The 14,875-nt window shown below is 60.4% G+C and carries 14 protein-coding genes; 11 read left to right on the top strand and 3 right to left on the bottom strand.

What is annotated here, in order from left to right:
* Window positions 1-101: 101 nt before the first annotated feature.
* Window positions 102-1,577, bottom strand: a complete 1,476-nt coding sequence (locus A7D21_RS21275) for an inorganic phosphate transporter (protein WP_053254812.1) — start codon at window positions 1,575-1,577, stop codon at window positions 102-104.
* 332 nt (window positions 1,578-1,909) lie between these two features.
* Entirely contained in the window at window positions 1,910-2,110 is a 201-nt protein-coding gene (locus A7D21_RS21280) for a hypothetical protein (protein ID WP_003172389.1), read from the bottom strand.
* 569 nt (window positions 2,111-2,679) lie between these two features.
* Here A7D21_RS21280 and pcaR point away from each other — a divergent pair.
* The 11 genes from pcaR to pcaC all read left to right on the top strand — a co-directional run bounded on the left by pcaR (window position 2,680) and on the right by pcaC (window position 13,478).
* Window positions 2,680-3,522 (top strand): pca regulon transcriptional regulator PcaR, encoded by an 843-nt coding sequence (gene pcaR, locus A7D21_RS21285; RefSeq protein ID WP_034103970.1) that lies wholly within the window; start codon window positions 2,680-2,682, stop codon window positions 3,520-3,522.
* Window positions 3,523-3,668: 146 nt separating this feature from the next.
* On the top strand, window positions 3,669-5,009 hold the full coding sequence (locus A7D21_RS21290; protein WP_053254813.1) for an MFS transporter: 1,341 nt from the start codon (window positions 3,669-3,671) through the stop codon (window positions 5,007-5,009).
* A 282-nt stretch (window positions 5,010-5,291) separates the two neighbouring features.
* Window positions 5,292-6,149, top strand: a complete 858-nt coding sequence (locus A7D21_RS21295) for a CoA transferase subunit A (protein ID WP_069552633.1) — start codon at window positions 5,292-5,294, stop codon at window positions 6,147-6,149.
* Window positions 6,149-6,928 (top strand): CoA-transferase subunit beta, encoded by a 780-nt coding sequence (locus A7D21_RS21300; RefSeq protein WP_069552634.1) that lies wholly within the window; start codon window positions 6,149-6,151, stop codon window positions 6,926-6,928. Before A7D21_RS21295 ends, A7D21_RS21300 begins: the two co-directional genes overlap by 1 nt.
* Window positions 6,925-8,130 (top strand): 3-oxoadipyl-CoA thiolase, encoded by a 1,206-nt coding sequence (pcaF, locus tag A7D21_RS21305; RefSeq protein ID WP_171902627.1) that lies wholly within the window; start codon window positions 6,925-6,927, stop codon window positions 8,128-8,130. The genes A7D21_RS21300 and pcaF overlap by 4 nt, the downstream gene beginning before the upstream one ends.
* Before the next feature lie 17 nt (window positions 8,131-8,147).
* A complete protein-coding gene (gene pcaH, locus A7D21_RS21310) occupies window positions 8,148-8,852 on the top strand; it encodes a protocatechuate 3,4-dioxygenase subunit beta (RefSeq protein WP_053254817.1) in 705 nt (234 codons plus the stop codon).
* A 1-nt stretch (window position 8,853) separates the two neighbouring features.
* Window positions 8,854-9,420 carry a protocatechuate 3,4-dioxygenase subunit alpha gene (pcaG, locus tag A7D21_RS21315; RefSeq protein WP_053254818.1) on the top strand — a complete coding sequence of 189 codons (567 nt, stop codon included), beginning with the start codon at window positions 8,854-8,856 and terminating at the stop codon, window positions 9,418-9,420.
* Between the two features lie 182 nt (window positions 9,421-9,602).
* Window positions 9,603-10,898 carry an MFS family transporter gene (locus A7D21_RS21320; RefSeq protein WP_053254819.1) on the top strand — a complete coding sequence of 432 codons (1,296 nt, stop codon included), beginning with the start codon at window positions 9,603-9,605 and terminating at the stop codon, window positions 10,896-10,898.
* A 10-nt stretch (window positions 10,899-10,908) separates the two neighbouring features.
* A complete protein-coding gene (locus A7D21_RS21325) occupies window positions 10,909-12,273 on the top strand; it encodes a 3-carboxy-cis,cis-muconate cycloisomerase (RefSeq protein WP_053254820.1) in 1,365 nt (454 codons plus the stop codon).
* 10 nt (window positions 12,274-12,283) lie between these two features.
* Complete coding sequence (pcaD, locus tag A7D21_RS21330) at window positions 12,284-13,075, top strand: 3-oxoadipate enol-lactonase (protein ID WP_053254821.1); 792 nt, start codon at window positions 12,284-12,286, stop codon at window positions 13,073-13,075.
* 10 nt (window positions 13,076-13,085) lie between these two features.
* The gene (gene pcaC, locus A7D21_RS21335) at window positions 13,086-13,478 is read left to right on the top strand and encodes a 4-carboxymuconolactone decarboxylase (RefSeq protein ID WP_024073913.1); all 393 of its coding nucleotides are present in this window, start codon (window positions 13,086-13,088) and stop codon (window positions 13,476-13,478) included.
* A gap of 121 nt (window positions 13,479-13,599) precedes the next feature.
* Here the strand turns inward: pcaC and A7D21_RS21340 are convergent, their stop codons facing one another.
* Window positions 13,600-14,733: a hypothetical protein gene (locus A7D21_RS21340; protein ID WP_141718254.1), complete on the bottom strand. Its 1,134-nt coding sequence runs from the start codon at window positions 14,731-14,733 to the stop codon at window positions 13,600-13,602.
* Window positions 14,734-14,875: the final 142 nt, after the last annotated feature.

Genomic DNA, 14,875 nt, shown 5'->3' on the forward strand with positions numbered 1-14,875 from the left:
CCTTTTTTTTTGCCTCGGATTTAGTTGCACTCATGAATAGGCGGCATAAAAAAAGGTGCGATCCTCATCGAGGTCGCACCTTCTTTTTCAGCGGTGGGCTATCAATTACCCAGCGCCTTGGAGGCCAGCCAGAACAACCCGGCTGACAGGCCTACGGTTGCCGGCAAGGTCAACACCCAAGCCATCAGAATGGTCTTCACCGTGCCGCCTTGCAGGCCGCTCTTATTGGCAACCATGGTGCCGGCCACGCCTGAAGACAGTACGTGAGTGGTGGAAACCGGCAGGCTGAAGATGTTGGCCAGGCCAATCATGCTCGCCGTGGTGATCTGCGCCGACATGCCCTGGGCGTAGGTCATGCCCTGCTTGCCGATCTTCTCACCGATGGTCAGGACCACACGTTTCCAGCCGACCATGGTGCCCAGGCCCAAGGCCAGTGCGACCGCGAGGATCACCCAGAACGGTGCGTACTCGGTGGTGGCGGTCAGGTCTTTGCGCAGCTTGTCGAGGTCGGACTTCTCACGCGCATCCAGGCCCGGCAGCTTGCCGACTTTCTTCGCGGTATCGTCCAGGCACAGCAGGTAGCGGCGCACTTCAATTCGGTGGTCGGAGGTCAACGAATGGTAGTCGGAGACACCTTTGAGCGTTTCCATCAGCGCGCTGATGGTTGGCTCGGTCTGCTGCGGGTTGCACTGGAACTTGCCCGGCAGGTCGTCTTTAACACTTTTACCCAGTGCCAGGAACTCGCCGAGCGTGGCGTTGTTACGCTGGTAGAACTGGCTCAAATGCACGGTGGCGTCGCGGGTCCGTTCGATCTGGTAAGTGGTGCTGCCCAGGTCGAGTACGAACTGTGCCGGTACGATACCGATCAGCACCAGCATGATCAGGCCGATGCCTTTCTGACCATCGTTGGAACCGTGCACGAAGCTCACGGCCATCGCGGAAATGACCAGCACCAGGCGGTTCCAGAACGGCGGGTGCTTCTTGTCGTCAAGCTTGCGGCGTTGGTCCGGGGTCTTGTGCATTTTCGACAGCGGGCGCCACCACTTCAGGCCCAGCAGCACCAGGGCTGCGACCAGGAAGCCAGCCATCGGCGAGAACACCAGGGAGGCGCCGATATCGATCGCTTTCTGCCAGTTCACACCGTCAGCCAGGGGGATATCGTTGATCAGGGCATTGGCCAGGCCGACACCGAGGATCGAGCCGATCAGGGTGTGGGAACTGGAGGCCGGGATACCGAAGTACCAGGTGCCCAGGTTCCAGGTGATCGCCGCTGCCAATAAAGAGAAGACCATGGCCAGGCCGTGGCCGGTATTCACATTGATCAGCAACTCCACCGGCAGCAAGTGCACGATGGCGTAGGCGACACCGACACCACCGAGCAACACGCCGAGGAAGTTGAACACCCCGGAGAAGAACACGGCCAGGTGCGGCGGCATGGCTTTGGTATAGATGACTGTGGCCACCGCGTTAGCGGTGTCATGAAAGCCATTGATGAACTCGAAGGCGAGGACAAAGGCCAGGGCGAGCAACAGGCTCACTAGAACCCAAGCATCCAGTCCGCTGAATAAATCGATCATGAAGGTTTTCTGACCCGGTCGTAAGGGGGCGCGATTATGCCAGAAAACCTCAGTAATCGATGCATTAGCTGCTCATCGGTAACAATCTTCATTGAAAAAATGTCGGCGAAAGCGGCGCATCCCAGGGTTTTCGGGGGTTTGGCAAGTCTTTGATTTATAAAGTGCCGGGTCGAAAACACGCGGTTTTGTCACGCAAACGTCATGTCTGAAACATTTGTATGAAATTTCGCTGATAGCAGCAGGACGCTGACCAGTTTCGTGTCAATGCGAGGAGCCCTCCGCCGGTGGTGGGCCGGCAGAGACAGCAAGACCCTGGACTCTGAGCGAAGCGCTTATGGCTCTTCGGCTTTGAGTTCCTGTTCAATCTTTTGGATTTCCTGGGCAAATGCCTGATCCAGCAAACTGGCGCGCTTGCGCCATGGTTTGCGCTCCGGCTCAGGCTGAGCGGCGTAGGTGGTGACTTCCCCGCCGTAAACGTCCTTGTAACGTTGTTCCTGGCGCTCAAGTTCCGCGCGCAGTTCGTCTTTCGTCACAGTGTTACCTAATTGAGATGAGTTGAGCTTATTGAGTGTGCAGCGTCATACCTGAAAGGCGTCCTCGGGATGTTTCAAATTGAACGGTAGAACCATTCAAGTTTGAAAGGCGGCCAAAGGGCAGATCTTTTAAGCGGGTACTTGTGACCTGTGATGCATGCGACGGCATCGCCTGGTGAGCTCCCATCCCGATTGTGATAACGGGCCGACCTCTGCACAGGTTGCATTATAGCGGCGCATTTGAATAACACTATCATCGTGAAGTTAAAAAGCGTCAATGTTGTGTGAGGGTTTTGTTACATGTGAACGTCGGTATTTGCAAAAAGCGCCGTCATCAATGTGCGCGTTTCTAAATGTCAGCATGAATACTCGAACTTTATGACGCTATCAGACAAACCCTAAACTTGAGGTGTCGAGACTGACCCGCGCGCGCTCGCCAAATTGCGATAATCGCATGATCGTCCGATAATCGCCCAATGTTGCCGGTGCTGCCTTGTACATCCCGGCTGGCGCGGCTTGTAATAGCGGCCAACCCTCCCAGCGGTTGAAAATAAGAGAAGGACCCTGAAATGAACGATCAATTGCGCAACTCCTTCGCGTCAGTGGCGCCGCCGATCGTGGCTTCACCGGCCAAGCGCATCCAGGCGTTTACCGGTGATCCGGACTTCATGACCTCCCTGGCGCGTGGCCTGGCTGTGGTCCAGGCGTTTCAGGAGCGCAAGCGCCACCTGACCATCGCCCAGATCAGCCACCGTACCGAAATCCCCCGCGCCGCCGTGCGTCGCTGCCTGCACACCTTGATCAAGCTCGGTTATGCCACTACCGATGGGCGTACCTACTCGCTGTTGCCCAAAGTCTTGACCCTGGGCCATGCCTATTTGTCGTCCACGCCACTGGCCGTGTCGGCCCAGCCGTACCTGGACCGCATGAGCGAGCAGCTGCATGAAGCCTGCAACATGGCGACACTGGAAGGCGACGACATCCTTTATATCGCGCGTTCCGCCACCACTCAGCGCCTGATTTCCGTGGACCTGTCGGTGGGCGGGCGCTTGCCGGCCTATTGCACTTCCATGGGCCGAATCCTGCTCGCCGCGCTCGATGACGCTTCGTTGCAGGACTACCTCGACCACGCCGAGCTGCAGACCAAGACCAGCCGTACCCTGACCACCCCCGAAGCGTTGTTCGAGTGCTTGCAACAAGTGCGTCAGCAAGGCTGGTGCATCGTTGACCAGGAACTGGAGCAGGGTCTGCGCTCCATCGCCGTGCCGGTGTATGACGCCTCCGGCCAGGTGTTGGCCGCGCTGAATGTCAGCACACACGCCGGGCGGGTCAGTCGCAGTGAGCTGGAGCAGCGTTTCCTGCCGAGCATGCTCAGTGCCAGCCGTGAGTTAAGTGCGCAATTGTTTGCCTAAGGTGTTCGGTGACCGCACAGATCCAGGCTTGATCAATTGACGGTGTTTCCCAAGGCTTATTAATGTGCGGCAGCGCTCTCAGCGTCGCCCCAATAATAATGACGGCCCCAGGCCGCCAGCCCGCCATCGGTGTGGAAATAACAATAATGAATCAACCTTCTGTCGGTATTAACCTGGACGTGCAGTCCTTTATCAATGCCCAGCCGCTGTCGCGCTATCAGTGGCGCGTGGTGATCCTGTGTTTCCTGATCGTCTTCCTTGATGGCCTCGACACCGCCGCCATGGGGTTTATTGCGCCCGCGCTGTCCCAGGATTGGGGGATCGACCGCGCCAGCCTCGGCCCGGTGATGAGTGCTGCGTTGATCGGCATGGTGTTTGGCGCACTCGGTTCCGGCCCGCTGGCTGACCGCTTCGGCCGCAAAGTGGTGTTGGTCGGTGCGGTCCTGGTATTTGGCGCGTTCAGTTTGGCTTCGGCCTACAGCGCCAATGTCGACCAACTGCTGGTGTTGCGCTTCCTGACCGGCCTGGGCTTGGGCGCGGGGATGCCGAACGCGACAACTCTGCTCTCCGAATACACCCCCGAGCGCCATAAATCGCTGCTGGTGACCAGCATGTTCTGTGGGTTCAACCTGGGCATGGCCGGTGGCGGGTTTATCTCGGCCAAGCTGATCCCGGCGTTCGGCTGGCATAGTTTGCTGCTGATCGGCGGCATCCTGCCGTTGCTGCTGGCGGTGGTGCTGTTGGTGTGGTTGCCGGAATCGGCGCGTTACCTGGTAGTGCGCAATCGCGGCACTGACCGGGTGCGCAAGACCTTGTCTCCCATCGAGCCCAACCTTGTCGCCCAGGCCAGCAGTTTCAGCGTGCCCGAGCAAAAAACCGTCAAGGCCCGCAACGTCTTCGCGGTGATCTTCTCCGGCACCTACAGCGCCGGCACCTTGTTGCTGTGGCTTACCTACTTCATGGGCCTGGTGATTGTTTACCTGCTGACCAGTTGGTTGCCAACCTTGATGCGCGACAGTGGCGCCAGCATGGAACAGGCCGCGTTTATCGGTGCTTTGTTCCAGTTCGGCGGGGTACTGAGTGCGGTGGGTGTGGGCTGGGCAATGGACCGGTTCAACCCGCACAAGGTCATCGGCATTTTCTACCTGCTTGCCGGGGTGTTTGCCTACGCGGTAGGCCAGAGCCTGGGCAATATCACGCTGCTGGCGACCCTGGTGCTGATCGCCGGGATGTGTGTCAACGGTGCGCAATCGGCGATGCCATCCCTGGCCGCACGTTTCTACCCGACCCAAGGTCGCGCCACGGGCGTGTCGTGGATGCTCGGCATCGGCCGCTTCGGCGCGATCCTCGGCGCGTGGATGGGCGCCACCTTATTGGGCCTGGGCTGGAACTTCGAGCAAGTGCTGACGGCGCTGGTGATCCCGGCCGCATTGGCCACCGCAGCGGTGGTGATCAAAGGCATGGTCAGCCATGCGGATGCCACATAAAAACGGTCGCCATTCCTGTGGGAGCAGGCGTGCTTGCGATGCAAGCGACGCGGTCCAACAGGTGGGCCGAGTCGATGCGATGGCAGGCACGCCAGTGCCCACACAGACCGCGCCCACGGGCGGATGGCGGTTTTTCAGAAACGGTTAGCTAGACAACAATCCGTTCGATAATCGAACAGTGAGTCGATTATCGGATTGTTCGGCCCATGGCCACGGCTTAACCTTCAAGCACTTCGGCGCGACCTCAGCGCCTTTTTCGATCAACACCGGGAGCCCGACCCCATGGCTGAAATTCTTGCGCTGCGTGACGCCGTGAAGCAATTCTTGAACGACGGCGATACCGTCGCACTCGAAGGCTTTACTCACCTGATCCCTACCGCAGCGGGTCATGAAATCATTCGTCAGGGCAAGAAAGACCTGACGCTGGTGCGTATGACGCCTGACCTGATCTACGACCAGTTGATCGGCGCCGGTTGCGCCCGCAAGTTGATTTTCTCGTGGGGCGGCAACCCGGGTGTGGGTTCTCTGCATCGCCTGCGTGACGCAGTCGAGAAGCAGTGGCCGCAACCGTTGGAGATCGAAGAGCACAGCCATGCCGACCTGGCCAATGCCTACGTCGCCGGTGCCTCGGGCCTACCGTTCGCGGTGCTGCGCGCCTACGCCGGTTCCGATCTGCCCAAGGTCAACCCATTGATCAAAAGCGTGACCTGCCCGTTCACCGGCGAAGTGCTGGCGGCGGTGCCGTCGGTACGTCCGGACATCACCGTGATCCACGCCCAAAAGGCCGACCGCAAGGGCAACGTGTTGCTCTGGGGCATTCTCGGCGTGCAGAAGGAAGCGGCCTTGGCGGCCAAGCGTTGCATCGTCACGGTGGAAGAAATCGTCGATGACTTGAACGCGCCGATGAACAGCTGTGTGCTGCCGACCTGGGCCCTGACTGCGGTGTGCCATGTGCCCGGCGGTGCGCACCCGTCCTACGCCCACGGTTACAACGAGCGCGACAACCGTTTCTATCAGGCGTGGGACCCGATCGCCCGCGACCGTGAGACCTTCACCGCCTGGATCGACGAATACATCCATGGCACCGCCGACTTCCGTGAATTCCAGGCCAAGCTGGCCGCCGCGCAGGAGGCCAAGTAATGGCTTACTCGACCAATGAAATGATGACCGTCGCCGCCGCGCGCCGCCTCAAGAACAACTCGGTGTGCTTCGTCGGCATCGGCTTGCCCTCCAAGGCCGCCAACCTGGCACGCCTGACCTCGTCGCCGGATGTGGTGCTGATCTACGAATCCGGCCCGATAGGCGCCAAGCCGTCTGTATTGCCCCTGTCTATCGGCGATGGCGAGTTGGCGGAAACCGCTGACACCGTCGTACCGACCGGTGAGATTTTTCGCTACTGGCTGCAAGGCGGGCGTATCGACGTCGGCTTCCTCGGCGCCGCTCAGGTCGACCGCTTCGGCAACATCAACACCACCGTGGTCGGCGATTATCACCACCCCAAAGTGCGCCTGCCAGGTGCCGGTGGCGCGCCGGAAATCGCCGGCTCGGCCAAGAGCGTGCTGATCATCCTCAAGCAGTCGGCCCGTTCGTTTGTCGACAAGCTCGACTTCATCACGTCGGTCGGCCACGGTGAAGGCGGCGATTCGCGCAAACGCCTGGGCCTGCCGGGGGCCGGTCCTGTAGGGATTATTACCGACCTGTGCATCATGGAACCGGAGGAGGGCAGCCACGAGTTTGTGGTGACCGCGTTGCACCCTGGAGTGACCCGTGAGCAAGTGATCGCGGCCACCGGTTGGGCGATCCGCTTTGCCGACCAGGTGAGCACCACCGCCGCGCCGACCGACGTAGAACTCACGGCCTTGCGTGATCTCGAAGCACGCACCGCCGCCGCCCATGGCCAAGCGCCGGGAGAAGCCTGATGCGCGACGTATTTATCTGTGACGCCATCCGCACGCCCATCGGCCGGTTTGGCGGTGGTTTGTCCACGGTACGCGCCGATGACCTGGCCGCCTTGCCGATCAAGGCACTGGTCGCGCGCAACCCCTCGGTGGATTGGACTGCCGTTGATGAGGTGTTTCTTGGCTGCGCCAACCAGGCCGGTGAAGACAACCGCAACGTCGCGCGCATGGCGCTGTTGTTGGCGGGCCTGCCGGAGAGCATTCCGGGTGTGACCCTCAACCGCCTGTGCGCTTCGGGCATGGACGCCATAGGCACGGCGTTTCGCGCCATCGCCAGTGGTGAAATGGAGCTGGCGATTGCCGGTGGCGTCGAGTCGATGTCACGCGCACCGTTCGTGATGGGCAAAGCTGACGCCGCCTTTTCACGCGCCATGAAACTGGAAGACACCACCATCGGCTGGCGTTTTATCAACCCGCTGATGAAGGCCCAATACGGCGTGGATGCCATGCCGCAGACCGCTGATAACGTGGCTGACGACTATAAGGTGTCACGCGCCGACCAGGACGCCTTTGCCCTGCGCAGCCAGCAACGTACCGCCGTCGCGCAAGCCGCCGGGTTCTTCGCTGAAGAAATCGTGCCGGTGCGCGTCGCCCATAAAAAAGGCGAAACCGTTGTGGATCAGGATGAACACCCTCGCGCGGACACCACGCTGGAGGCCCTGGCCAAACTCAAACCGGTGAATGGCGCCGACAAAACCGTCACTGCCGGCAATGCTTCTGGCGTGAACGATGGCGCGGCAGCGCTGATTTTGGCCTCGGCTGAAGCGGTCAAGAAACACGGCCTCACCGCCCGCGCTCGGGTATTGGGCATGGCCAGTGCGGGTGTCGCGCCGCGGGTGATGGGCATCGGCCCGGTGCCGGCGGTACGCAAACTGGTGGAGCGCCTGGGGTTGGCGGTCACCGACTTTGACGTGATCGAACTCAACGAAGCCTTCGCCAGCCAGGGCCTGGCGGTGCTGCGTGAGCTGGGTATTGCAGATGACGCGCCTCAGGTGAACCCGAACGGCGGCGCCATCGCCCTCGGCCATCCGCTGGGTATGAGCGGCGCGCGTCTGGTATTGACGGCGTTGCACCAGCTGGAAAAAACCGGCGGCCGCAAAGGCCTGGCGACCATGTGTGTGGGCGTGGGCCAAGGCCTGGCCCTGGCAATTGAACGCATCTAATAAGAGAGGATTGCTCCATGAGTGACAAGCCTGGATATCGGCGCCCGCAAGCGGGCACTCAACCGGATTACCTGCACCCGGCCTACCAGTCGACGAACCTGCGTTCGCCGTCCAAGCCGTTGGTGTTCCTGCCCCATTCCTTGTCGGAAATCACCGGCCCGACCATCGGCGCCGAGCGGGTTAACGAGAAGGATAACGACCTCACCGCCCAGCACGATGGCGAGCCCCAGGGCGAACGCATCATCATCCATGGCCGCGTGCTGGATGAAAACGGTCTGCCCGTGCCGGGCATTCTGGTGGAGATCTGGCAGGCCAACGCCGCCGGTCGCTACAACCACAAGCGTGACCTGCACGACGCGCCGCTGGACCCGAACTTCACCGGTACCGGCCGCACCGTCACCGACGCCGATGGCTGGTATCAGTTCCAGACCATCAAGCCTGGCGCCTACCCATGGGGCAACCATCACAACGCGTGGCGCCCGGCGCATATCCATTTTTCGCTGTTCGGCCCGAGTGTGCTGACGCGTCTGGTGACGCAGATGTACTTCCCCGGCGACCCATTGCTTGAATATGACCCGATCTATAACTGTGTGCCGGACACCTCGGCCAAGCAGCGCTTGATCGCCCGCTTCGACCTGGAAAAAACCATTCCTTCCTATGCCCTCGGCTACCGCTGGGACATCGTCCTGCGCGGCCGCGACGCCACGCCGATGGAGAAATGAGATGACACTCAACGCGACCACGTCCCACACCGTTGGGCCGTATTACCACATCGGCCTGACCTGGCTGAACCGCGAAGACTTGACCGTGCCCGCGACCCTGGGCGAGCGCGTGGCGATCAGCGGGCAAGTAGTGGACGGCAACGGTGATGTCGTCAACGACGCCATGCTTGAAGTCTGGCAGGCCAATGCCGCCGGTAAATACGACCACCCGGAAGATGAACAGGAAAAGGCTGTCGACCCGAACTTCGAAGGCTTTGGCCGGGTGCCGGTGGACGCCGAAGGGCGTTTTCGATTTACCACCATCAAGCCGGGCAGCGTGCCGGGCCTGAACGGCACGACCCAGGCGCCGCACCTGGTGGTGCTGGTGTTTGCCCGTGGCTTGGTGAAGCACTTGCTGACGCGGATTTATTTTGACGGTGAAGCGCTCAATGGCGATGACCCGTTACTGGCGTGTGTGCCTGCAGAGCGGCGCAGCACCTTGATTGCCAAGGCGGATGCAGACGGTGTGCATCAGTGGAATGTGATTTTGCAAGGCACGGACAAGGAAACGGTGTTCTTCGACTATTGAGTCGGCTTAAGGGCCTCATCGCAGGCAGGCCCGGCTCCCACAGGTGATTACGGTCAAATGTGGGCGCCGGGTTTGTCCGCGATGCGGCCCTTGCAGGCAACCGATATGCAAAAGTCTGCTTGCGGAACATGGTTGTTGCAAAGTATGTCTAGGCTATAACCGTTCCCACTGAGTGAAAAAACATGACAACAACAACGAGTCACTACACCGGAGAAGAACGCAAAAAACGGATTTTTGCGATTGTCGGTGCTTCCTCCGGCAACCTCGTCGAATGGTTCGACTTCTACGTCTACGCGTTCTGCGCCATTTACTTCGCCCCGGCGTTTTTTCCGTCGGATGACCCAACGGTCCAACTGCTCAACACCGCCGGCGTATTCGCCGCCGGGTTCCTGATGCGGCCTATCGGCGGCTGGCTGTTTGGCCGGGTGGCCGACAAGCACGGGCGCAAAAACTCGATGATGATCTCGGTGCTGATGATGTGCGCCGGTTCCCTGGTCATCGCGTTCTTGCCCACTTATAAAGACATTGGCGCCTGGGCCCCGGCCTTGCTGCTGGTAGCACGCCTGTTCCAGGGCTTGTCAGTGGGTGGCGAATACGGCACCACGGCCACCTACATGAGTGAAGTTGCCCTCAAGGGCCAGCGCGGTTTCTTCGCTTCGTTCCAATACGTGACCCTGATCGGCGGCCAGTTACTGGCGGTGCTGGTGGTGGTGATCCTGCAACAAATCCTCACCGAAGACGAATTGCGCGCCTGGGGCTGGCGGATTCCATTCGTGATCGGCGCGATTGCCGCGGTGATTTCGCTGTTGTTGCGACGCACGCTCAAGGAAACCACCAGCAAGGAAATGCGTCAGGACAAGGACGCCGGCAGCGTCGTCGCGCTGTTTCGCGACCACGGTAAAGCGTTCGTGACGGTGCTGGGTTATACCGCCGGCGGCTCGCTGATTTTCTACACATTCACCACTTACATGCAGAAGTATTTGGTGAACACCGTTGGCATGCACGCCAAGACGTCGAGCTACATCATGACCGGCGCGCTGTTCCTGTATATGTGCATGCAGCCGCTGTTCGGCATGTTGGCGGACAAGATCGGCCGACGTAATTCGATGCTCTGGTTTGCCGGCCTTGGCACCCTGTTTACCGTACCGATCCTGCTGACCCTGAAAACCGTCAGCAGTCCGTTCCTGGCCTTTGTGCTGATCACCCTGGCCCTGGCGATTGTCAGCTTCTACACCTCCATCAGCGGCCTGGTCAAAGCGGAGATGTTTCCGCCCCAGGTGCGTGCGTTGGGCGTGGGCCTGGCCTATGCGGTGGCGAATGCGGTGTTTGGCGGTTCGGCGGAAGTCGTCGCGCTGAGCCTGAAGTCCATCGGCATGGAAAACACCTTCTATTGGTACGTCACCGCGATGATGGCGGTGGCCTTCCTGTTCAGCTTGCGCCTGCCGAAAGAGGCGGCGTACCTGCATCACGATTTGTAAGGGATGAGTTATGACACTGCGCACGAGCAATCAAATGTTCGACGCCTACTTCACCGCTGACAGCATGGCTGAGGTGTTCTGCGACGAGGGGCGTTTGCAGGGCATGCTGGATTTCGAAGCGGCGCTGGCCCGGGCGCAGGCCGGGGTCGGGTTGATTCCGCAGGCCGCGGTCGCACCGATTGCCCAGGCGTGCCTGGCGTCTTTGTATGACGTGGATGCCCTCGGCGTGGCGATTGCCACGGCGGGCAACTCCGCGATTCCGCTGGTGAAGGCGCTGGGCAAATTGATTGCCAGTGAAGACGCGGGGGCCGAGCGTTATGTGCATTTGGGCGCGACCAGCCAGGACGTGATGGACACCGGCCTGGTCCTGCAATTGCGGCGCGCGGTGGGGTTGATCGAAACCGACCTGGCGCAATTGGGCGAGGTGCTTGCGGCGCAAGCCCAGCTTTACGCGCAGGTGCCGTTGGCCGGCCGCACCTGGTTGCAGCACGCCACACCGGTGACGCTGGGGATGAAAATTGCCGGTTGGCTGGGCGCCGTGACACGCAGTCGTCAGCGCCTTGCCGAACTGAAGCCACGCTTGCTGGTGCTGCAGTTCGGCGGTGCGTCCGGCACCCTGGCGGCGCTCGGCGAACACGCCATGCCCGTCGCCGAAGCCTTGGCGGCTGAGTTGCAACTGAGCCTGCCCGAGCAACCCTGGCACACCCAACGTGACCGCCTGGTGGAGTTCGCCAGCGTGCTCGGCTTGATCGCCGGCAGCCTGGGTAAAGTGGGGCGTGATATCAGCTTGTTGATGCAGACCGAGGCGGCCGAGGTGTTCGAGCCGTCGGCGCCGGGTAAAGGTGGCTCGTCGACCATGCCACACAAACGCAACCCGGTCGGTGCGGCCGTGCTGATCAGCGCTGCCACACGCGTACCGGGCCTGGTGGCGACGATGTTCAGCGCCATGCCCCAGGAACACGAGCGCAGCTTGGGCCTCTGGCATGCCGAATGGGAAACCCTGCCGCAGATCTGCCGGTTGGTGTCCGGCGCCTTGAAACAGGCGTTGCTGATCAGCGAAGGCTTGGAAGTCGACCCCGAGCGTATGGCCCGCAACCTTGATTTGACCCAGGGCCTGGTGCTGGCCGAAGCCGTCAGCAGTGTGCTTGCCCAGCGCCTGGGGCGCGAGACCGCGCACCACCTGCTGGAACAATGCTGCAAACGTGCCGTCGCCGAACACCGCCATTTGCGCGCGGTGCTGGCGGATGAGCCGCAGGTCACCGCCGAGCTGTCGGCGGCCGAACTCGACCGTCTACTCGACCCGGCCCATTACCTGGGCCAGGCCCACACTTGGGTCACCCGTGCGGTGACCGACCATTTTGCATTGACCGCGTAAGGAGACCGCTGTGGCCTTTGTACAACTCGCCGAGGGCGAACTGCATTACCAATTGGACGGTCCGGTCGACGCGCCGGTGTTGGTACTGTCCAATTCGTTGGGCACCGATTTGCATATGTGGGACATCCAGATCCCGGCCTTCACCGCGCATTTTCGCGTGCTGCGGCTAGACACCCGTGGCCACGGTAAATCCCTGGTGAGCAAGGGCCCCTACAGCATTGAGCAACTTGGCCGCGACGTGATCGCGTTGCTGGATGCGCTGGATATCCAGCGTGCGCATTTTTGCGGGCTGTCCATGGGCGGCCTGATCGGTCAGTGGCTGGGCATCAATGCCGGTCACCGTCTGCAGCGCCTGGTGGTGTGCAACACCGCCGCGAAGATCGGTACCCCGGACATCTGGAACCCACGTATCGACATGGTGTTGCGCGACGGCGCGGCAGCCATGGTTGCGCTTCGCGATGCGTCGATTGCACGCTGGTTCACCGCCGATTTCGCCGCCGCCAACCCGCACCAGGCCCGGCAGATTACCGACATGCTCGCCGCCACCTCGCCTGAGGGTTACGCGGCCAATTGCGCGGCGGTGCGCGATGCGGATTTGCGTGAACAACTGTCGAAGATCCAGGTGCCGACCCTGGTCATTGCCGGCACCGAAGACGCCGTCACCCCGCCGGCCGGCAGTCATTTTATCCAGCAGCAGGTCAAGGGCGCCGAGTACGCCGAGTTTTACGCAGCGCACCTGTCCAATGTTCAGGCCGGCGCTGATTTCAGCAACCGTGTGCTGGAATTCCTGCTGGCCCGCTAAGGAGCTTTTTGTGGACGAGAAACAACGTTATGCCGATGGCCTGCAAGTGCGCCGCGAGGTGTTGGGCGACGCCCATGTCGACCGCAGCCTCAATGCCCTGACCGAGTTCAACAGCGAGTTCCAGGAAATGATCACTCGCCATGCCTGGGGTGATATCTGGACCCGCCCGGGCCTGCCTCGGCATACCCGCAGCCTGATCACCATCGCCATGCTGATTGGCATGAACCGCAGTGAAGAGCTGAAATTGCATCTACGTGCTGCCGCCAGTAACGGCGTGACCCGCGCCGAGATCAAGGAGGTGCTGATGCAGAGCGCGATCTACTGCGGGATCCCGGCGGCGAACGCGACGTTTCACTTGGCCGAGTCGGTGTGGGATGAGTTGGGCGTCGAGTCGCGCGAGTAAGTGGAGCGAAAACCCGCCTGGCGCAGGTCAGGCGGGTTTTTGTTACGAAGGCCTTCGCTTTGCACGCTTTCACGCTGTCGCCAATACACACCGCGAGTCGTGAGGTCGTGCCTTACGCGATTCAGGCGCTTGCTTGAACGGGGTTATAGTTCTGTGGGTGATAACGCCGTTTCAAGCCAGGTTCTTCTTCGCCGGAAACAAACCCCCCACCGCTGTACAGCGTGCCTGCTTTACCATCGCCCATATTGATAAACGCATAATTTTTTACATTGGAATCAATGGTGACTTTATCGTCACCGTCGCCGGCCTGTAGGAAAAGCCTGGAACCGCCGGCGGGATCATTTTTAATCGGCAGGAGAAACTTCTGCCCATTCACCTCAGCCATCAATGAGTTGTCTGGCCCCACACTGATACGAAGGGTGTCATTACCCGCGCCGGTGATAATTTGCATGACCCCATCGCCAAACTGCCTCGGGTTTTCGTTAGGCGAAAACTTGAAAGTAGTCTCGCCGTGTTTGAATTCGGCATTTTTTTGCAGATGAGGCGCGATGGCGATGATGTCTTGCTGCGAGAACGTTTTGAGTCCCGAGGACTCGGGGGCGGAGGTGTATCCATTTATCCCGGAGACTGAGTGCTGGTCGTTAAGACTGACGGTGGTCTGGAACCAGATGTCGTCCGCGATCTGGACGTGGTCATCGCCCCCATTGGTTTTTATTTCCACCAGTTCGGTCATGCCGCCAGCATTCTGAATGGGCAGCAAGTAGCGCCTGTCGTTTATTTCTGCGACGACGCCGATATCCGGCAGGCTCTTCAAGTGGACCTTGTCTGCGCTATTACCGGTTTCGATCGTGACTTTATTGCGCACCATGGGCGCGCCGTGAAAACTGCCCTCATGGGCCGTCGCCGAGGTGATCCGCACATTGCCGTTGTCGTAGGTGTGAGTGACCGGGGTGCTGGTAGGTGCGCGTGGAACTTCTGTGATTGCGCGCGATTCCATGGGCTGCGATGCCGGGGCGGTGAGTGCGGTGGCTGCGGGCTTATCCATTAAGGTGTGAATGCGCTGGCCGGTAAGCGATGTGATCGCTCTACCATGCGTCGATGCTTTTTTTTTGCCGCTGCTGGACGGTAGAAAGTTAGCGTCTGCGCGATGAAGCGTGCGTGCTGACCCTGAGTGTTTTTTATCTGCTTCAGTGGTCTTTTCGTTAGGGCCGAAATGAATGGGCGAATAGCGATGCAGCGAGGATACAGGCGACATGGATAAGTCCTTTTGGCGGTCGGGAATATAAGGGGTCACGTAGTCCGCAGTAAGTTTGCGGGCTACTGATCCGGTAGTGGGAAGGCAAGGTCTCTGCGTTCCAGCACTACTTGTTTCATATTCCTACACGTGCTTTGGATTT

The organism is Pseudomonas sp. AP19, assembly GCF_001728855.1.
Taxonomy (GTDB): Bacteria; Pseudomonadota; Gammaproteobacteria; order Pseudomonadales; family Pseudomonadaceae; genus Aquipseudomonas; species Aquipseudomonas fluorescens.